Origin of the sequence: Burkholderia sp. BKH01, from assembly GCF_025685725.1 — a bacterium.
In the GTDB taxonomy this organism is placed as follows: domain Bacteria; phylum Pseudomonadota; class Gammaproteobacteria; order Burkholderiales; family Burkholderiaceae; genus Burkholderia; species Burkholderia pyrrocinia_C.
In genome coordinates, this window is sequence record NZ_JAOTQT010000034.1 from 44,970 (window position 1) to 64,035 (window position 19,066).

Annotated in this window: 14 protein-coding genes; 4 read left to right on the plus strand and 10 right to left on the minus strand. The window is 67.0% G+C overall.

The genetic code is table 11. The features are described from left to right. Positions 1-77: 77 nt before the first annotated feature. Positions 78-1,361 carry an MFS transporter gene (locus OEJ37_RS31895; RefSeq protein ID WP_263348889.1) on the minus strand — a complete coding sequence of 428 codons (1,284 nt, stop codon included), beginning with the start codon at positions 1,359-1,361 and terminating at the stop codon, positions 78-80. Between the two features lie 97 nt (positions 1,362-1,458). On the opposite strand from OEJ37_RS31895, the gene OEJ37_RS31900 reads away from it, so the two are divergent. Further along, positions 1,459-2,388 carry a LysR family transcriptional regulator gene (locus OEJ37_RS31900; protein WP_263348891.1) on the plus strand — a complete coding sequence of 310 codons (930 nt, stop codon included), beginning with the start codon at positions 1,459-1,461 and terminating at the stop codon, positions 2,386-2,388. A 184-nt stretch (positions 2,389-2,572) separates the two neighbouring features. Here the strand turns inward: OEJ37_RS31900 and OEJ37_RS31905 are convergent, their stop codons facing one another. The 7 genes from OEJ37_RS31905 to OEJ37_RS31935 form a co-directional block, all read right to left on the minus strand. Next, the gene (locus OEJ37_RS31905) at positions 2,573-3,406 is read right to left on the minus strand and encodes an OmpW/AlkL family protein (protein ID WP_174421966.1); all 834 of its coding nucleotides are present in this window, start codon (positions 3,404-3,406) and stop codon (positions 2,573-2,575) included. A 16-nt stretch (positions 3,407-3,422) separates the two neighbouring features. Next, complete coding sequence (locus OEJ37_RS31910) at positions 3,423-4,664, minus strand: DUF2957 domain-containing protein (RefSeq protein WP_263348892.1); 1,242 nt, start codon at positions 4,662-4,664, stop codon at positions 3,423-3,425. Positions 4,665-4,804: 140 nt separating this feature from the next. Continuing rightward, positions 4,805-6,226, minus strand: a complete 1,422-nt coding sequence (locus OEJ37_RS31915) for a DUF2957 domain-containing protein (protein ID WP_263348894.1) — start codon at positions 6,224-6,226, stop codon at positions 4,805-4,807. A 430-nt stretch (positions 6,227-6,656) separates the two neighbouring features. Next, the gene (argC, locus tag OEJ37_RS31920) at positions 6,657-7,607 is read right to left on the minus strand and encodes an N-acetyl-gamma-glutamyl-phosphate reductase (RefSeq protein ID WP_174421963.1); all 951 of its coding nucleotides are present in this window, start codon (positions 7,605-7,607) and stop codon (positions 6,657-6,659) included. A 154-nt stretch (positions 7,608-7,761) separates the two neighbouring features. Then, positions 7,762-8,334, minus strand: coding sequence for a flavodoxin family protein (locus tag OEJ37_RS31925; protein WP_174421962.1), 573 nt, complete (start codon positions 8,332-8,334; stop codon positions 7,762-7,764). 219 nt (positions 8,335-8,553) lie between these two features. Then, positions 8,554-9,147, minus strand: a complete 594-nt coding sequence (locus OEJ37_RS31930; protein ID WP_175920843.1) for a YbhB/YbcL family Raf kinase inhibitor-like protein — start codon at positions 9,145-9,147, stop codon at positions 8,554-8,556. Positions 9,148-9,389: 242 nt separating this feature from the next. Further along, positions 9,390-10,076 (minus strand): orotate phosphoribosyltransferase, encoded by a 687-nt coding sequence (locus OEJ37_RS31935; RefSeq protein WP_034183954.1) that lies wholly within the window; start codon positions 10,074-10,076, stop codon positions 9,390-9,392. Between the two features lie 459 nt (positions 10,077-10,535). Here OEJ37_RS31935 and OEJ37_RS31940 point away from each other — a divergent pair, with 459 nt between their 5' ends. Further along, a complete protein-coding gene (locus OEJ37_RS31940; protein WP_175920845.1) occupies positions 10,536-12,806 on the plus strand; it encodes an NADP-dependent malic enzyme in 2,271 nt (756 codons plus the stop codon). 138 nt (positions 12,807-12,944) lie between these two features. Here OEJ37_RS31940 and OEJ37_RS31945 read toward each other — a convergent pair whose 3' ends face one another. Next, entirely contained in the window at positions 12,945-16,535 is a 3,591-nt protein-coding gene (locus tag OEJ37_RS31945) for an indolepyruvate ferredoxin oxidoreductase family protein (RefSeq protein WP_263348901.1), read from the minus strand. Positions 16,536-16,853: 318 nt separating this feature from the next. Here OEJ37_RS31945 and OEJ37_RS31950 point away from each other — a divergent pair, with 318 nt between their 5' ends. After that, positions 16,854-17,048, plus strand: a complete 195-nt coding sequence (locus tag OEJ37_RS31950; protein WP_174421958.1) for a hypothetical protein — start codon at positions 16,854-16,856, stop codon at positions 17,046-17,048. Between the two features lie 132 nt (positions 17,049-17,180). On the opposite strand, the gene hppD is transcribed toward OEJ37_RS31950, so the two are convergent. Further along, positions 17,181-18,278 (minus strand): 4-hydroxyphenylpyruvate dioxygenase, encoded by a 1,098-nt coding sequence (hppD, locus tag OEJ37_RS31955; RefSeq protein WP_034183958.1) that lies wholly within the window; start codon positions 18,276-18,278, stop codon positions 17,181-17,183. 213 nt (positions 18,279-18,491) lie between these two features. Between hppD and OEJ37_RS31960 the strand changes: the two genes are divergently transcribed. Beyond that, positions 18,492-19,016, plus strand: coding sequence for an Lrp/AsnC family transcriptional regulator (locus OEJ37_RS31960; protein WP_175920848.1), 525 nt, complete (start codon positions 18,492-18,494; stop codon positions 19,014-19,016). The last annotated feature ends 50 nt before the right edge of the window (positions 19,017-19,066 follow it).

Below are 19,066 nucleotides of genomic sequence, written 5' to 3' on the forward strand. Positions count from 1 at the left end.
TGACTCAGGCGCGCCGAACGCCCCGCCCCTCGCAAGGGGGCGGGGCGTTCGTCTTTTCGCGTCCGCTTCACATCCGCTCATGCACGCGGGCGAGTCAACGCCGTCGCGCCGGCCCCACGCCCGGCCGAGAGGCCGAACGTGGCCGCCGCACCGGCGAACGCGAACCCGGCGCCGCACACAGCACCCCATCCGCCCCATGCCCACGCGCTGCCCGCGAGCGCCGCGCCGAGCGCGCCGCCGACGAAGAACAGCCCGACGAACAGCCCGTTCAGGCGCCCGCGCGCGGCCGGGTTCAGCAGGTTGATCTCGCGGCGGCCGATCGTCTGGTCGACGATGACGCCCGCGTCGAGCAGCGCCGCGCCGCCGGCAAGCAGCGCCAGCGCGAGGCCGCGATGCGCGTGCGCGTCGAAGCCGAACCAGCCGGCGCCCGCGATGCCAAGCACGACGAGCGCCGCGAGCATCGTGCCGTGCGCGATCCGCTGCGCGGCCGGGCCGTGGCCGCGGTCGCCGGCGCGGCCGGCGAGCGGCGTGACGATCGCGCCGCTGGCGCCGGCGAACGCGAACAGCGCGATGCCGTGCAGGTCGAGTCCGAACGGCGGCTGCGCGAGCCGCAGCCCGACGGCGGTCCAGAATGCGCTGAACGCGGCCATCGCGAGCGCGGCCGACAGCGCATGCCGGCGCAGTACCGGTTCGTCGGCGAGCAGGCGCCCCATCGACGCGAGCAGCGCGCGGTAGCCGGCCGTGATCGACGGCGTGCGCGACGGCAGGCGCAGCGCGAGCACGACGGCGATCGCCGCGTTCGCGAGCGCGGCCAGCGCGTAGAACGCGCGCCAGCCGGCCGTACCCGCGATCAGGCTCGCGAGCGGCCGCGACAGCAGGATGCCGAGCATCAGTCCGCTCATCACGTTGCCGACCGCGCGGCCGCGCTGCGCTTCGGGTGCCATCGAAGCGGCCATCGGCACGAGCATCTGGATCACGCTCGACGCGGCGCCGGCGGCGAGCGTCGCCAGCAGGAACACGGTGCCCGACCGCGTGAACGCGGGCAGCGCGAGCGCGGCCGCGCATGCGACGAGCGTCGTGACGATCAGGCGGCGATTTTCGAGCAGGTCGACCAGCGGCACGAGCAACACGAGCCCGGCCGCGTAGCCGAGCTGCGGCAGCATCGCGACGAGGCCGGCGAGGCCCGCCGGCAGGTGCAGGTCGGCGCTGATCGGGCCTGTCAGCGGTTGCGCGGCGAACAGGTCCATCACGATCACGCCGACCGTCGCGGCGAAGAACAGCGTCATGCCCGCGCTCAGCGCGGGCGGCGCGTCGACGGGCGTGCGAACGGCGGCGGGACAGGAGTCGGCAGGGCAGTTCATCGGAAGCCTGGGGTGTGGGTCGAAGGAATTCCCATCGTAGGCGGCCGATGTTTATGCGACAATTGAAATATGTCTAACATGATTATGCGAGTTTGTTTTGAATACGCGTGATCTCCTGGCGTTCGTCGCGGTGGTCGACAGTGGGTCGATGGTCGCCGCTGCCGCGAAGCTCCATCTGACGCAGCCGGGCCTGACGCGGCGCGTGCAGAATCTCGAAACGCTGCTCGGCATGCCGCTGCTCGAACGGCAAAGCAAGCCGCTGAAGCCGACCGCCGCCGGGCGCGACGTCTACGCGCTCGCGCGCAACGTGCTGGGCGCGGTCGACGAGCTGATGGCGGCGGGCGCGCCGGACAGCGAGCCGTCGGGCGAGTTGCGCATCGGCGTCCCGCCGTTCCTGTCCGAGCTGGCGCTCGAGCGGCCGATCGACCGGCTGCGCGACGCATTCCCGCGCCTGACGCTGCGCGTGACGGCCGGCTGGTCGCCGGCGCTGATGCAGGGCATCGAGCGCGGCACGCTCGACGTCGCGGCCGTGATGGTGCCGGCGAGCGCGGTGCTGCCCGACGCTTTCACGGCGACGCTGCTCGCCACGCAGCCGACGGTGCTCGTCGCCGCGCGCGACTTCCCGCTGCCGGACGGTCCGCTGTCGCTCGACACGCTGTCGGGTTTTCCGTGGGTGCTGAGCCAGGACGGCTGTGGGATGCGTTCGGCGCTGAGCCGCGCGCTCGGCGCGGCCGGGCTGCCGTTCGACGTCGCGGTCGAGGCGTTCGGCTCGGAGCTGCAGCTGTCGCTCGTCGCGCGCGGCGCCGGAATCGGCATTGCGCCGCCGAACGCGCTGGCGCGAAGCGCGCATCGCGCTGCGCTGAGGGTGGTGGAAACGGCGGGGCTGGAGACGCGGATCAACGTGTGGATCGTGCACGGCGCGCTGCCGGGCCGGCTGGTGCGGCCCGTCGCGCTACTGCGCGACGCGCTGGGTGAGGTGCTCGACCGGGAGAACGGGAAGGGGTCAGATGCAGTGGAAACGAACTAGAGGCAGCATTCGAGGGAAAATCCTTATTTTCTCTACGGAAATGTTGCATTGCGGAAACCGATTCGCTATAGTTGCACCTGTCTCCTCCATGTCTCCTCTGATATGGATTCAGCCCGCCTCTTAGGCGGGCTTTTTTTTGCCTGCGATTTTGCCGCGGCTTTCCGTTCGTGGTCCGTCGCCGGGCTCAGAACTTGTACGTCATCCCGACGTAGCTGATGATCGGGTCGGCCTTCAGGTCCGATTTCGACTCGGAGAGCACCGAACCGTCGGCCGCCTTGATCGTCACCGTCGACGTCGTCTTCAGCGGGATGTACGTCACCGACGCGATCAGCCCGAAATGCTCGGTCATGTTGTACTGCAGGCCCGCGTTGAACACTGGCTGCCATGACGACGACGCCTTCGCCTCTACCGATGTCGTACCCGGCTTGCCCGCGCCCGCCGCGAGAATCGCGCCGAGGTTGTCCTGCGTCTGCTTGATGAAGTTCGTGTTGAGCTGCAGGTCGCTGAACCAGTTGTACGACACGCCGAGGCCGAGGAACGGCCGGAATTTCGCGGTCGCCTGCCCGAAGTAGTACTGCAGCAGCACGGCCGGGCTCCACTGCCGCACGCTCTTCACGATCGGGTTGACCGACGCGAGCCCGATGTTCTGCGTGCCGAGCGCGCCGGCCGGGCCGGGCGGCTTGATCGTGCCCTGGCCCGACACCTTGAACACCGGCGGCACGCCGGCCACCGACGTGACCGCGATGTGGTCGGTCAGGAAGTGGCTGATCGTCAGGCCGACGGTGTCGGCGCCGCTCGTGCGCAACCCGGTGCCCGGCGACGTGAACGACGGCGGCAGCCGCAGCGGCGTGTTGATCGGCGTCGGCGCGACGTTGGTCGTCATCGGCGTGCTGCTTTGCTGCGGCATCACGTGGAACCAGCCCAGCGTGACGACGTTGCTGCCGGCGCTCTGCGCGTGCGCCGCGAGCGGCGCCAGTGCGGCGGCGCCGGCCGCCGCGCAGAGAAGGGTTTTCTTCATCACGGCTTCCCTCCGCTTACTGGACGAACGCGCCGATCGTGAAATACGGCGTCGATCCCGCGTTATCGAGGAAACCGAACACGCCACCCGAGAAGATGAACTTGCCGGTCGGCGACGTGCTGCCCGAACCCGTGTGGATCGTCGTGACCGTGCCCGGCACCTTCTGCGTGTAGTCGAGGTCGAGCACTCGCGTGAGCGAGGCCTGCGACGGCTGAAACGGATCGAGCAGCGTCGCCTGGGTGTTGATCAGCGCGGTGGTCCGGTAGTTGAACTCGCTGTCGACGCCGATGTACTCGCCGTTCTGCGAGCCGGCCGCGACCGCCGTCTGCGGCGCGAGGATCGAGATGCTCGATTCGTCGTCGGCGGTGAGGCCCGGCACGCCGTTGCGGTCCGGCGTCGGGTTCGGGTTCGCGACGCCGGTGCGCACGAGGATCGGCACGAGCTGGTTGCGCAGCTTGCCGACGATCATGAAGCCCTTGCCCTGCGGCGTCGCCGACAGCGTCGGCTTCAACTGGCTCTGGTAGTTGTTCGACTGGAACGCGCCGCTGCCGTCCGCGGACTGCACGAAGTTCGTGCCCTGCTGCGTGCACGCGCCGCCGGCGAACTGGCCAGTCGTGTCGCACTTGGTCCACGAGCCGTCCGCGTTGATCGTCACCTTCGCGTCGATCGACGCGGGCGCGAAGTTCTGCGACGGCACCTCGCCGAAGCCGACATGGCTGTACGTGCCCGCGACGTTCGCGATGTTGGTCTCGATCGACGAGAAGCCGATGAACGGGTAGTACGGGAATTTCGTGTCGGGCACCGCGGCCTGGCCGAGCACGCCGCCGAACTGGATTTCCTTGCCGGGAATCGTGCCGCCGGCGACGCCGAAGCCGACGAAGATCCGCGCCGGGCGCGTCGAGTCGAGGCTCGCGCCGTTCAGGCGGAACGCGCACTGGTTCAGCTTGTTGGTCGGCAGCAGCGTTTCCTGCGTGAGCGTGCCGCTGTCGACGGTGCCCGCGCGGGTCGGCACGACGGTGCCGGTCGTTTGCGGAACCGCCGATTCGATGTAGGTGACCTGCCAGGTCATCTTGGTCGTGTCGAGCTGGACCTTGGCGAGTTCGCCGCTGCCCGCGCCGCCCGTAAACACGGTGCTGTAGTCGAGCGACGCAGGACAGAGCCGATCCTCGACGAGCGGGGGCGGGTTGTCGCTGCCGCCGCCGCAGGCGGAAAGAAGGGGGGCGGCAAGGGCCGCCGCCAGAATGAGGTTGCGCTTCATGTTGCTCCTCCAGATTTGTCTTGTGTGGCGGCCAGCTCCCTGTCGGCCGCTTCTGTTGCTTGTGCTCGTCCTGCGTGCGCCGTGCCATGCGCTTCGTCCGTCGCGCGGCGGCGGGTGTGCCGCCGCCGCGTTCCCGATCGCTACTTGCTGATCTGCGCACCCACGCCGAAGTACGGTGTCGACGAAGTCGTCGAGTTCGCCGACGTCGACGTGACGCCGCCGTTCACCGTGCCCTGCACGAGTGCCGCGTACAGCCCGCCCGTCGCGATCAACACGCCCGAAGCGGACGGGTAGGTCGCGCCGCTCGGCGGCGTCGTCTTCGCGTTCAGCAGGCCCGGCGTCGCCTGGCCGTAGTCGAGCGTGAAGCCGTCCTCCTCGGCCTGCGTGGTCGGGTTGATGAACGACGCGTTGCTGCCGCGGATCAGCGCAGCCGTGTACTTGAAGTTCGAATCCGCGCCCGCGTAGCCGCCGTCGATCGCGCCCGACGTGATTGCCGTCGCCGCGCCGAGCACCGCGATGCCCGATTCGTCGTCGACCTGCGCGTCGGTGTGCAGCGGCGGCGTGCCGAGGTTCACGTTGCCCGTGCGCACGATCACCGGCACCGTCGCGCCGTTGAGCTGGCCGATCACCATGTGCGCGGTCGCCGACTTGCCGGTCGCGCCAACGATCGGCAGTTGCGTCTGCGGCAGGATCTGCGGTGCCTTCGTGCTGTCGAAGTAGCCGCCGTTCGCGCTTGTCTTCCACGGATCGCCGGTCGTCTGGCAGCCGCCCGAACCGGTCGACGTGCACGCGCCGTTCGCATCGAACGTCTCGCTCGAGTTCGATCCTTTCGTCGCGTAGTTGCTCGACGGCACGAGATGGTAGATCAGCGCGTTGTACGTGCCCGGCAGCTTCGACAGGTCGGTCGTCGTGTTCGCGAAGCCGAGGAACGGATAGAAATCGAAGTGGCGGTTCGGTACCTGGCCGACGTTCTGCACGAGGCCCGGGATGATCGTCAGCCCGTCGTACTGGATCGTCGCGCCGGGGATGCCGCCGCCCGCGACGCCCATGCCGACGAGCAGCATCGGCGGGTTCGCCTGGTTGAAGTCGGCGGCCGTCGAATAGGTCGAGCCGTCCGGCGCGGGGCCCGAGCCCGGCGTGAGGACGAACGCGCAGCGCGTCTGCTCGGCGGTCGGCAGCGTGCCGGTCGGCGGGTGGATGACCTTGCCGGTGATCGTCGTGCCGACGCGGCTGGGCGTGACGGTGCCCGTCTTCAGCGGAATCGGCGATTCGAGCCACTTGAGCGTGTACGTCATCGCGACCGCGTCGATGTTGACGCTGACGATCTCGCCGCTACCGGCACCGCCGAGATACGTGCTCTTCACGATGTCGGCGTTGGCCGGACAAAGCGAACCGTTGACGGGCTGTGACGGCGGCGGCCCTTGCGTGCCGCAGCTCGATCCGGAACATTGGGGCGCATTGATCGGCGCGAGCGCGCCGCCGGAATCCCCTCCACCACATGCAACCAGGAAAGGGGCAATGGCAAAGGCCGTTGCCACCCCCTTCGATAAGGCGTGCGACATGCCGCTGTCTCCAATCGTTTAATTGTGCGAGCTAATGTCGCTGCCTTGATTTTTGCTGTCAATTGATGAACTCGTCTAAAAAAGGCGATTGAAACGGATGTCGTGTTTTGAATCCTTGTACGACGCGGAATTCAGTAAGAATTAAAACGCGCGAGGGGCTGGCAAAAGCTGCCGGAGTGGGGGATGTGCCACGCGCGGAAGGCTGGCGAAGAACCTTCCCGCGCACAACGGCAGCGTTTAAAGCGGCGGTATCCGGTTTATCCCTATTCGGGATTGACTGGAGAAAGAAGGGTGGAGTTAATCCGCTGGTAATCGCGCAATGGAAAGCTTGTAAATATTTGTAAATGCGCGAACAGGATTTTATTCATTGCGTGATACGGGTAAATAAAAAGCCGGCCAGCGGCCGGCTTTGCATCGCAAGAGAGGATGATCAGCGCGTGAGGCCCGCATCCTCGGCCGCACCGATGTTGAGGTTCATGCACTGGATCGCGGCGCCCGACGCACCCTTGCCGAGGTTGTCGAGGCGTGCGACCGTGACGAAGCGCTCTTCGTTGCCGAACACGAACAGGTCGACACGGTTCGTGTCGTTGTTCGCCTGCACGTCGAAGAAGCCGCTGTCGAGGTTCGCGTCCGCGTCGAACGGCGCGACGCGCACGAACGCTTCGTCCGCGTAGTACTCGGCGAACACGCGCTGCACGTCCTGCGGCGTCGCGCGCTTCGCAAGCTGTTCGGGCGTGAAGTAGGTCGTCACCGCGAGGCCCTTCAGGAACGGGCCGACGATCGGCGTGAAGATCGGCGGGTTCGCGAGGCCCGTGTGTGCAGCCATTTCCGGCAGGTGCTTGTGCGCGAGGCCGAGCGCATACGGGCGCGGACTCGCGAGCTTGCCGCCCGGTGCCGCGTTTTCGTAGTCGGCGATCATCGACTTGCCGCCGCCGCTGTAGCCGGTGATCGAGTAGCTGTGCGCGGCGAACGTCGGCGCGACGATGCCCGCATCGACGAGCGGACGCATCGCGAGCACGAAGGCCGATGCGTGGCAGCCCGGCACTGCGATGCGCTTCGACGTGCGAATCTTCTCGCGCTGCGCGCGGGTCAGTTCGGGCAGGCCGTAGGCCCAGTCGGCGTTCGTGCGGAACGCGGTGCTCGCGTCGATCAGCGTCGTGTTCGGGTTCTCGACGAGCGATGCCGATTCGCGCGACGCGACGTCCGGCAGGCACAGGAACGTGACGTCCGACGCGTTGATCAGGCGGCGGCGCTCGTCGACGTCCTTGCGCTTCGCTTCATCGATGCGCAGGATCTCGATGTCGTGGCGTGCCGACAGGTATTCGAAGATCTTGAGGCCGGTCGTGCCTTCCTGGCCGTCGACAAAAACTTTGGTGCTCATTTCGCTCTCACTGGATGAAACGGGGGCCCGCGCCCGGAGACCGCCATTTTAAGACGTCATCCGGCGCGCCTGCACCGCGCGGGGCGAAAAAAAGGCGGCCGGCGGGCCGCCTTGTGTCCCTTTGATGCCTGACGGCGCGGGCGCCGGGGCGGGCTCAGCGGTTGCCGGCAACCCAGCGGGCAGTCGCTTCGGCGATGCGCCGGCCAAATACCTTCCCGGTCTCGAGGTCGCCCGGCAGCGGGCCTTCGTCGGGTGTTGCATCCGCCGGCGACTGCGCGAGCAGGCCCGTGGAGCCGCCGAGGTAGTTGATGTCGTTGCGCGTGGCCGCCTTCGAGTTGGCCGGCATCAGGCTCGTGCCGACCCACACCATCCCATGCTGCATCGACAGGGTGACGAAATATTGAATCGTCGAGAACTTGTCGCCGTTCATCGTCGCGGAGTTCGTGAAGCCCGCGGCGATCTTGTCCTTCCACTTCTGCGTGAACCACGCTTTCGACGTCGCGTCGGCAAACTGCTTGAACTGTGCCGACGGGCCGCCCATGTAGGTTGGCGCGCCGAAGACGATCGCGTCGGCCGCGTCGAGGGCGGCCCAGCCCGCGTCGTCGAGGTCGCCGACGGCGATCAGGCGTACGGTCGCGCCGGCGTCCTGAGCGCCCGCGTGAACGGCCTCGGCCAGTTTCTGCGTGTGACCGTAGCCGCTGTGATAGACGATGACGATGTTCGACATGAAGCGTTCTCCGGAAAGGGACGGGAACGGCGGCCGCAGCGGCCTGCCGGGTCACGCGTCGCCGGCGGGCGGCGCGACGGATGCGCGGCGAGTGATGCCGCGACCGGTGACGACGAGTCTAGCAAGCCGAAATGACGGGAAAACGCGCGCATGCGGCGCACCGAAATTCGCGGCGGCCGGCAATCGCGACATGGCGGCGCGTGGCGCCCGTTACCGTGGTCACTGCCCGTAGTTGACCGTGAATTGAGCGTTGCCGATCGCGAGCGTGCCGATCTCGTGCTCGAACATCGGCGCGGGGCGGCCCTGTGCGATGCGCAGGTCGCTGCCCTTCAGCGCGTAGACGGTGATCACGTAACGGTGCGGCTTGCCGGGCGGCGGGCACGGGCCGCCGTAACCGTCGATCCCGAAGTCGTTGCGCGCCTCGATCGCGCCGATGCGTCGCAGGAAGCCGGACGCGCTCGCGTCGGCGGGCAGGCTCGTGACCGTGGCCGGGATGCCCGCCACCGCCCAGTGCCACCAGCCGCGCCCGGGCGCGTCGGGATCGAAGATCGTGACCGCGTAGCTGCGCGTGCCGGGCGGCGGGTTGTGCCACGCGAGTTGCGGCGAGCGGTTCGCGCCCTTGCAGTCGCCGCGGTCGAACACGTTCGCGGCGCGGACGTGCCCGCCGGGCGTCAGGTCGTCGCTCGACACGGTGAACGGGCCTTCCGCATGGGCGGGCGGCGCCGCGAAGACGGCGCTGCAAAGGAGGAGGGCGAGAAACGGAGACGGGCGACCCGATGGCGCAGGCGGAGTGATCCGGCGATCCACACGCATATGGCGCTTCTCCCGTCACGTGGGCCGGACTGATGCTCCCGGCGTTGTTGGCGTTGTGCGTTGCCCGCGTAGCTGATGGCGGCGATGGATCAAGTCTAGCATTAGGGTTCGATGAGCGACGCACACCGGGGCCGGCGATTGAGATCGGTCATTGCGTGAAGCGACGGACGAAAAAAAACCGCCTGCGATGAAGCAGGCGGCTTTTTCAGCCAGGGCGCCGGCATGCATGCCGGCGCGGCGTCTCACTCCTGGGCGCCCGTCGCGCCGCCGTGCGCGGCCGACCACTCGGCCGGCGCGTGCAGGAACTTCTCGACTTCGTCGAGCGTCTTCGTTTCGAAGTAGCCCGATGCCTTCGCGACGCGCAGCACGTCCCACCACGTCGCCAGCGCGTGCAGGTCGACGTCGATGTCCTTCAGGACCGACACGCTTTCCTTGAAGATGTCGTAGTGGAACAGCACGAAGCAATGGTTCACCGTCGCGCCCGCGGTGCGCAGCGCGTTGACGAAGTTGATCTTGCTGCGGCTGTCGGTCGTCAGGTCTTCCACCAGCAGCACGCGCGAGCCTTCTTCCAGATGGCCTTCGATCTGCGCGTTGCGGCCGAAACCCTTCGGCTTCTTGCGCACGTACTGCATCGGCACCATCATCCGGTCCGCGATCCATGCCGCGAACGGGATGCCGGCCGTCTCGCCGCCCGCCACCGCGTCGATCTGCTCGAAGCCGATGTCGCGCGTGATCGTCGTTTCCGCCATTTCCATCAGTGCACGGCGCACGCGCGGATACGAGATCAGCTTGCGGCAGTCGATATAGACGGGGCTTGCCCAGCCGGACGTGAAGATGAACGGTTTTTCGGCGTTGAAGTGCACCGCCTGCACTTCGAGCAGGATTTTGGCGGTCGTATCCGAGATCGACTGACGATCGTAGCCTGTCATGGGCATTCCTTGGGTGTTGAGCGAGGAGCGGGCGCGGGCCCGGTGGCGCAGCAAGGGGAACCTGCCCAGGGGGCCGGGGCGCGATCGGAGGGCCAATCGCATCGCTGCGCGCGTAGCCCGCTATTTTACCCGATTCAGGCTGGTTTTCGGCGGAATTCGCGCAGGTTCGCGGTGCGGCTCACCACTGGCGAAACAAACGGGGACCGACCGCGGCGCCCCGATGCCGGGGATGCGGCGCTGCACCAACATGTGTCATGCGCGGGGTGTACACTAGGCGACCCTTAGAAATCGTTCAGTACTTTGTACTTTCCTCTTGCCACCCGCCAAGGTTCGATGGCGCGCCGACCCGGCGCGTCGCGTGCCGTCTCTCAGTCGACCATCCCCTCGATTCAAGCAGACGCGGCCGAAGGTGCTGTGTACTGAACCGTCAAAATTTCGCATGTCTCTCGCAGGTCAATCATGGACGAACAACTGAAGCAGGCCGCTCTCGCTTATCACCTGAACCCGAAACCCGGCAAGATTTCGGTCACCCCGACCAAGCCGCTGTCGAACCAGCTCGATCTGTCGCTCGCGTATTCGCCGGGCGTCGCCGCGGCGTGCGAGGCGATCCACGCCGATCCGCTCGACGCGCAGAAGTACACGTCGCGCGGCAACCTCGTCGGCGTCATCACGAACGGCACGGCCGTGCTCGGCCTCGGCAACATCGGCCCGCTCGCCGCGAAGCCGGTGATGGAAGGCAAGGGCTGCCTCTTCAAGAAATTCGCGGGCATCGACGTGTTCGACATCGAACTGTCGGAGTCCGACCCCGACAAGCTCGTCGAGGCGATCGCGATGCTCGAGCCGACGCTCGGCGGCATCAACCTTGAGGACATCAAGGCGCCGGAATGCTTCTACATCGAGCAGAAGCTGCGCGAGCGCATGAAGATCCCCGTTTTCCACGATGACCAGCACGGCACCGCGATCATCGCGTCGGCCGCGATCCTGAACGGCCTGAAGGTCGTCGGCAAGAAGCTGTCCGAAGTGAAGCTCGTGTGCTCGGGCGCCGGCGCCGCGGCCATCGCGTGCCTGGACCTGCTGGTGAACCTCGGCCTGACGAAGTCGAACATCCTCGTTGCCGATTCGAAGGGCGTGATCTACGAAGGGCGCGGCAATCTCGATCCGTCGAAGCAGCGTTATGCGGCGACCACCGACGCGCGCACGCTCGCCGATGCGATCGTCGGCGCGGACGTGTTCCTCGGCTGCTCGAGCGCGGGCGTGCTGAAGCAGGACATGGTCAAGACGATGGGCGACCGGCCGCTGATCCTGGCGCTCGCGAACCCGGAACCGGAAATCCGCCCGGAAGACGCGAAGGCCGTGCGCCCGGACGCGATCGTCGCGACCGGCCGTTCGGACTACCCGAACCAGGTCAACAACGTGCTGTGCTTCCCGTTCATCTTCCGCGGCGCGCTCGACGTCGGCGCGACGACGATCACGGAAGAAATGAAGCTCGCGTGCGTGCGCGCGATCGCCGAGCTGGCCCAGGAAACCGACCAGAGCGAGGAAGTCGCGAAGGCGTATGAAGGCCACTCGCTCGAGTTCGGGCCGGACTACCTGATTCCGAAGCCGTTCGACCCGCGCCTGATCATCAAGATCGCGCCGGCCGTCGCACAGGCCGCGATGGATTCGGGCGTCGCGACGCGTCCGATCCAGGACATGGACGCATACCGCGAGCAACTCGGCGCGACCGTCTACCGCACCGGCATGGTGATGCGCCCGGTGTTCGCGACCGCGAAGAAGAAGCAGGCACGTATCGTGTTCGCCGAGGGCGAGGACGAGCGCGTGCTGCGCGCCGCGCAGTTCGTGCTGCAGGAAAAGATCGCGCTGCCGATCATCGTCGGCCGTCCGTCGGTCGTCGAGATGCGCCTCGCGAAGATCGGCTCGAAGCTGAAGGCCGGTGTCGATTTCGAGATCGTCAATCCGGAAGACGACACGCGCTATCACCGCTACTGGCAGGCGTACCACGACATCGCTGCGCGCGACGGCGTGACGCCGGAAGTCGCGAAGGCCGCGATGCGCAAGTTCAACACGCTGATCGGCGCGATGCTCGTGCACCTGGGCGACGCGGACGGGATGATCTGCGGGATGATCGACACGTTCCACAGCCACCTGAAGTTCATCGAGCAGGTGCTGGGCCGCGCGAAGGGCGCCGAGCACTTCGCCGCGATGAACCTGCTGATGCTGCCGGGCCGCAACCTGTTCCTGTGCGACACGTACGTGAACGAGCAGCCGAGCGCCGAACAGCTCGCCGACATGACGATCCAGGCCGCGGCCGAGATCGAGCGCTTCGGCATCGCGCCGAAGGCCGCGCTGCTGTCGAACTCGAACTTCGGCAGCGCGCCGTCGGCGTCGTCGCGCCGCATGGCCGAGGCTCGCAAGCTGATCGTCGAACGTGCGCCGAACCTGGAAGTCGACGGCGAAATGCACGGCGACGCGGCGCTGTCGGAAGTGATCCGCAAGCAGGCATTCCCGGGCACGACGCTGTCAGGCGAGGCGAACCTGCTGATCATGCCGAACGTCGAAGCCGCGAACATCGCGTACAACCTGCTGAAGATGGTCGGCGGCGAAGGCGTGACGGTCGGCCCGTTCCTGCTCGGCGCCGCGCAGCCGGTCCACATCCTGACGCCGGCCGCGACCGTGCGCCGGATCATCAACATGACGGCCGTTGCCGCCGCGAACGTGAACACGAAGTAAGTTCGCGCCCGCGTGTGCCGCGCTTCAGGCGCGGCGCAATGAAAAACGCCACGGAACCTGCGTTCCGTGGCGTTTTTTTATCGTGATCCGCTGCCGGCGCGGGCAGGTGTCCGAACCGCGAACGCCCGCCGCGCGCCGTTACGCGACCTGCTGGTGGGACTGGCCGCCGGCCGGCGAACGCCACTTCGCGAGCAGCGTGTTCCACTTCTGGCGTACCGCGCGCAGGTTGTTCTCCTTCACGTGGCCGTAGCCGCGGATGCCGTCCGGCAGCGCCGCGAGCTCGAGTGCGAGCGGGCGGTTGGCCGTGTTCAGCCTGCCAAGCACTTCGCCGATCAGCGCTTCGTACTCGCCGATCAGCGCGCGCTCGGTGCGGCGTTCCTCGGTACGACCGAACGGGTCGAGCCCCGTGCCGCGCAGGAACTTCGCCTTCGCGAGCAGCCGGAACGCCGACATCATCCACGGGCCGTACGCCTTCTTCACGAGATGGCCGTGCGCGTCCGTCTTCGCGAACAGCGGCGGCGCGAGGTGGAATTTCAGCTTCCAGTCGCCTTCGAACTGCGCGGACAGGCGCGCGAGGAACGCGGGGTCGGACTGCAGCCGCGCGACCTCGTATTCGTCCTTGTAGGCCATCAGCTTGAACAGGTTGCGCGCGACCGCTTCGGTCAGTTGCTCCTGCACCGTATCGCCGTCCGCCAGCGCTCGCTCGGCCGCGCGCACCTTGTCGACGAACGCCGCATAACGCGATGCGTACGCGGCGTTCTGGTACGCGGTGAGGAATTCCACGCGCTTCGCGATCAGCGCGTCGACCGCCTTCTTCGTGTGCAGCGCGATCACGGTGGCGCCTTGCGCGGGGCGCGCATCGCCGGCCGCGGCCTGCTTCACGCTTGCCGGGTCGTACGCGGCGCGCCGGCCCCAGTCGAATGCCGCGCGGTTCTTCTCGACCGACACGGCGTTCAGTTCGATCGCACGTTCGAGCGATGCGAGCGTGAGCGGCAGCCAGCCCTTCTGCCACGCGTAGCCGAGCACGAACGGGTTCGTGTAGATCGCGTCGCCGAGCAGCGCGACCGCGAAGCGGTTCGCGTCGATGAAATCGACCGCTTCACCCGCCGCCGCGCGGATGTCGTTCTCCGCGGACAGGCCGGGGAACGCCCAGTTCGGGTTCTTGATGAACTCGGCGGTCGGCGTCTGCGCGCTGTTGACGACCACGCGCGTCGTGTCGTGCCGCATCCGCGACGTGCACTCGTCGCCGGCCGTGACGATCGCATCGCAGCCGATCACGAGGTCGGCTTCGCCCATCGCGATCCGCGTCGCGTGGATATCGGTCGGCGCGTGCGAGATCTGCACGTGGCTCATCACGGCGCCGCCCTTCTGCGCGAGGCCCGTGACGTCGAGCACGGTCACGCCCTTGTTCTCGAGGTGCGCGGCCATCCCGAGCAGCGCGCCGATCGTGACGACGCCCGTACCGCCGACGCCCGTGACGAGCACGCCGTACGCGCGATCGATGTCCGGCAGCGTCGGTTCCGGGATCGGCGGCAGCGCAGCGCCGTCGACCGAAACCGCCTTCGGCTTCTTCAACTGGCCGCCCTCGACCGTGACGAAGCTCGGGCAGAAGCCCTTCACGCACGAGAAGTCCTTGTTGCAGCTCGACTGGTTGATCTGGCGCTTCGTGCCGAACTCGGTTTCCAGCGGCTCGACCGACAGGCAGTTCGACTGCACCGAGCAGTCGCCGCAGCCTTCGCACACCGCTTCGTTGATCACGACGCGCTTGGCCGGGTCCGGATAGGTGCCGCGTTTGCGGCGGCGGCGCTTCTCGGTTGCGCAGGTCTGGTCGTAGATCAGGATCGTCGTGCCGGCGATCTCGCGCAGCTCGCGCTGCACGTCGTCGAGCTGGTCGCGGTGATGGATCGTGACGCCCGGCGCGAGCAGCGCCTTCTGGCCGTCGTACTTCTCCGGCTCGTCGGTGACGATCACGATCTTCTTCGCGCCTTCGGACGCGAGCTGGTGCGTGATCTGCGGCACCGTCAGCACGCCGTCGACCGGCTGGCCGCCCGTCATCGCGACCGCGTCGTTGTAGAGGATCTTGTAGGTGATGTTCGCCTTCGACGAGATCGCCGCGCGCACCGCCAGCAGGCCCGAGTGGAAATAGGTGCCGTCGCCGAGGTTGGCGAACACGTGCTTCTCGTCCGTGAACGGCGCCTGGCCGATCCACGGCACGCCTTCGCCGCCCATCTGGCTGAAGGTGCTTGTGCTGCGGTCCATCCACACGGTCATGTAGTGGCAGCCGATGCCGGCGATCGCGCGCGAGCCTTCCGGCACGTTGGTCGACGTGTTGTGCGGGCAGCCCGAGCAGAACCACGGCTTGCGCTCGGTCTGCACGTGCGGCTTCGCGAGCGCCATTTCCTTCGCGTTGATCACCGCGAGCCGCGCGGCGATGCGCGCGCGTACGTCGGACGGCAGCTCGAACTTCTCGAGGCGCGTCGCGATCGCCTTCGCGATGATCGCGGGCGACAGTTCGTAGTGCGCGGGCAGCAGCCAGTTGCCCATCGGCACCGACCATTCGCCGCCGGCGCCGTCCTTCTCGTCGAACTTGCCGAACACGCGCGGCCGTTGCGCGTCCGGCCAGTTGTACAACTCTTCCTTGATCGCGTATTCGAGGATCTGGCGCTTTTCCTCGACCACCAGGATTTCGTCGAGGCCGCGCGCGAATGCCTGCGCGCCCTGCGCTTCGAGCGGCCATACGCAGCCGACCTTGTAGAGCCGGATGCCGATCCGCGCGCAGGTTTCGTCGTCGAGGCCGAGGTCGGTCAGCGCCTGGCGCACGTCGAGGTACGCCTTGCCGCCGGTCATGATCCCGAAGCGCGCGCTCGGCGAGTCGATCTCGATCCGGTCGAGCTTGTTCGCGCGCACATAGGCGAGCGCCGCGTACCACTTGTAGTCGAGCAGCCGCGCTTCCTGCACGAGCGGCGGGTCGGGCCAGCGGATGTTCAGGCCGCCGTCCGGCATGATGAAGTCGGTCGGCAGCACGATCTCGGTGCGATGCGGGTCGATGTCGACCGACGCCGACGATTCGACCACGTCCGTCACGCACTTGAGCGCGACCCACAGGCCCGAGTAGCGGCTCATCGCCCAGCCGTGCAGGCCGAAATCGAGATATTCCTGCACGTTGGACGGGAACAGCACGGGCAGCCCGCAGGCCTTGAAGATGTGCTCGGACTGGTGCGCGAGCGTCGACGATTTCGCTGCGTGGTCGTCGCCGGCGAGCACCAGCACGCCGCCGTGCTGCGACGAGCCGGCCGAGTTCGCGTGCTTGAAGACGTCGCCGGTGCGGTCGACGCCCGGGCCCTTGCCGTACCACATGCCGAACACGCCGTCGTGCTTCGCGCCGGGGTACAGGTTCACCTGCTGCGAGCCCCACACGGCGGTGGCGGCGAGATCTTCGTTGATGCCGGGCTGGAACACGATCTGGTGGGCCGCCAGATACTGCTTGGCCTTCCAGAGCGACAGATCGAGGCCGCCGAGCGGCGAGCCGCGATAGCCGGAGATGAAGCCGGCCGTATTGAGACCGGCGGCGCGGTCGCGTTCCTGCTGGAGCATCGGCAGGCGCACGAGGGCCTGAATGCCGCTCATGTACGCGCGACCGCGTTCCAGTGTGTATTTGTCATCAAGCGTGACGGACTTCAGCGCGGCTTCTAGCGACGCGCGTTGGCCTGCGTCTAGCGGGGCATTCATTAACAGTCTCCTCCACCCAGTTTGGGATCACCAAAACTCGACTGCTCCGGCGTCTTGTGGACACGTCGGCAGTGGCCGGCATATTGGCCGGTTTTAAGCGATGGTAGCACTGGGGCAAACCCGCCGCCCATCGGCCGGAATGCGGCGGCGCACCAGGAAAAAAGGGCGTGATGATGCGTTACATCATGTAAATGCATGTAAAGCCGGCGCCATCTGCGGGCAAATGCCGTTAATCTTGTCGGCCTGCCGGAGGTGCCCGGCCGCGTTGGTTCGTTTCGACGCACTCGGGGAGGCGCCGGCAGTTTTACAGGAGGTGCAATGAACACACGTCATATCCAGAGTTTCCTGATCGTGTCCGCCGCGTTTTTCGCGATGACCGGCCCGGTGCGCGCGCAAGGCGCGAGCGCACTGGCGGCAGCCGGCGCGCAGATGCGTCAGATCGTGCCGGCCCAGGATGCCGTCGCGCAGCCGGCGGCCGAGCGCGTCGTCGAGTCGAAGGCGAACGCGCGTTGATCCGGTCGCGCGGCCTGCGGGCCGTGCCGGAATGCAAAAAGGGCGGGAATCCTCGGATTCCCGCCCTTTTTCTTTGTGCCGCCGGATCGTGCGGTCGGCCAGGTTGCCCCGGGCCGCCGCGCGCCGGACGCGTCAGGCCTTGTCCTGCACCACGCCGCGGCGGATCTGGTCGAGCTCGATCGATTCGAACAGCGCCTTGAAGTTGCCTTCGCCGAAGCCCTGGTTGCCCTTGCGCTGGATGATCTCGAAGAAGATCGGCCCGATCTGGTTCTCGGTGAAGATCTGCAGCAGCAGGTCGTCGCGCGCGCCGTCGATCAGGATCTTGCGCTTCTTCAGTTCGTCCAGCGATTCGCCGTGGTTCGGCACGCGGCGGTCGACCAGCTCGTAATACGTGTCGATCGTGTCGAGCAGCTTCACTTCCTTGCCGCGCAGACCGTCGACCGCGCCGTAGATGTCGTTCGTGCCGAGCGCGATATGCTGGATGCCTTCGCCGTGGTACGCGTCGAGGTATTCCTGGATCTGGCCGGCCGTGTCCGAGCCTTCCTCGTTGATCGGGATGCGGATCTTGCCGCACGGCGACGTCATCGCCTTCGACTTCACGCCCGTCACCTTGCCTTCGATGTCGAAGTAGCGCACTTCGCGGAAGTTGAACAGGCGTTCGTAGAACTCGGCCCATTCCTGCATGCGGCCGCGATGCACGTTGTGCGTCAGGTGGTCGATGTAGGTGAGGCCGTGACCGACCGGGTTCGGGTTCGCGCCGGCGATCGGCTCGAAATCGACGTCATAGATGCTGATGTCGCCGATCGCGCCCGGTTGCGCGCCGTTCTTGCCGCGCCAGCGATCGACGAAGTAGATCAGCGAATCGCCGATGCCCTTGATCGCCGGGATGTTCAGCTCCATCGGGCCCGTCTTGTTGTCGAAACCCCATGCGCCGAGTTCGAGCGCGTGCTTGTATGCCTTCGCGGCGTCCTGCACGCGAAACGCGATCGCGCAGATCGACGGGCCGTGCAGGCGCGCGAAGCGTTGCGCGAACGAATCGGGTTCGGCGTTGATGATGAAGTTGATGTCGCCCTGGCGATAGACCGTCACGTCCTTGTGGCGGTGGCGCGCGATCGCGGTGAAACCCATCCGTTCGAACAGTTGTCCGAGCGCTTTCGGGTCCGGCGCCGTGTATTCGATGAATTCGAAGCCGTCGGTGCCGACGGGGTTGTCCCAGTTGGGGATCTGCATGTCGTGTCTCCTGTGCGGGGCGATCGGCCGGAGCGACGTGCGCGTGTCCGGCCCGGTTCGATGTCAAAGGCGGCGCACGCGTCGGCGTGCGCAACGAATCGGTACGTGCGACAAAGTGTAGCGGGCGGCCGCGAGCGGAAACTTGCGAACTTAATCGTCCGTGCCTACGATGACGCAATTTCCAGTCCCTAAACAATCATTGGAGGGCAGAAGATGGCGCAAGCCGAATTGGATGCCATCGACCGGCGGATTCTCGCGATTCTTCAGGAGAACGGGCGCCTGTCGAACCAGGAGATCGCCGAGCGCGTGAACCTGTCGCCGAGCCCGTGCCTGCGACGGATCCGGCGGCTCGAGGAGATCGGCGTGATCACCGGCTATGTCGCGCTGCTGGATCCGCAGAAGCTCGGGCTCGACCTGCTTGCGTACGTGAGCGTGCGGCTCGAGAAGCGCGGTGGCTTGGCGCCGGTGCGGTCCGACGAGACGTCGGCGCGCGCGGGCGCGACCCACGCGGAGCTGTTTCGCGCGGCCGTGCAGACGTGGCCGGAAGTGGTCGCGTGCCACGCGATGACGGGAGACATGGATTACCTGCTGCGCGTGCAGGTCGAGGACATGGCGCATTTCTCGCGCTTCGTGCAGGAGCACTTGCTGCATCACCCGTCGGTCATCGACGTGAAGACGAGCTTTTCGCTCGAATGCTTCAAGGAGACGACGGCGTTGCCGATTCGTTCGGTACGCTAGCGCGCGCCGATGGCGGAGGAAGGGGAAAAGGGGGCCGGGCACGCCGCAGC

Excerpts from the sequence above, each read along its gene's own strand:
- OEJ37_RS31940 (WP_175920845.1), top strand. The coding sequence starts at position 10,536 with ATGGACGAACAACTGAAGCAGGCCGCTCTCGCTTATCACCTGAACCCG.
- OEJ37_RS31950 (WP_174421958.1), top strand. The coding sequence starts at position 16,854 with ATGAACACACGTCATATCCAGAGTTTCCTGATCGTGTCCGCCGCGTTT.
- hppD (WP_034183958.1), bottom strand. The coding sequence starts at position 18,278 with ATGCAGATCCCCAACTGGGACAACCCCGTCGGCACCGACGGCTTCGAA.
- argC (WP_174421963.1), bottom strand. The coding sequence starts at position 7,607 with ATGAGCACCAAAGTTTTTGTCGACGGCCAGGAAGGCACGACCGGCCTC.
- OEJ37_RS31930 (WP_175920843.1), bottom strand. The coding sequence starts at position 9,147 with ATGCGTGTGGATCGCCGGATCACTCCGCCTGCGCCATCGGGTCGCCCG.
- OEJ37_RS31910 (WP_263348892.1), bottom strand. The coding sequence starts at position 4,664 with ATGAAGCGCAACCTCATTCTGGCGGCGGCCCTTGCCGCCCCCCTTCTT.
- OEJ37_RS31945 (WP_263348901.1), bottom strand. The coding sequence starts at position 16,535 with ATGAATGCCCCGCTAGACGCAGGCCAACGCGCGTCGCTAGAAGCCGCG.
- OEJ37_RS31905 (WP_174421966.1), bottom strand. The coding sequence starts at position 3,406 with ATGAAGAAAACCCTTCTCTGCGCGGCGGCCGGCGCCGCCGCACTGGCG.
- OEJ37_RS31935 (WP_034183954.1), bottom strand. The coding sequence starts at position 10,076 with ATGACAGGCTACGATCGTCAGTCGATCTCGGATACGACCGCCAAAATC.
- OEJ37_RS31895 (WP_263348889.1), bottom strand. The coding sequence starts at position 1,361 with ATGAACTGCCCTGCCGACTCCTGTCCCGCCGCCGTTCGCACGCCCGTC.
- OEJ37_RS31915 (WP_263348894.1), bottom strand. The coding sequence starts at position 6,226 with ATGTCGCACGCCTTATCGAAGGGGGTGGCAACGGCCTTTGCCATTGCC.
- OEJ37_RS31960 (WP_175920848.1), top strand. The coding sequence starts at position 18,492 with ATGGCGCAAGCCGAATTGGATGCCATCGACCGGCGGATTCTCGCGATT.
- OEJ37_RS31925 (WP_174421962.1), bottom strand. The coding sequence starts at position 8,334 with ATGTCGAACATCGTCATCGTCTATCACAGCGGCTACGGTCACACGCAG.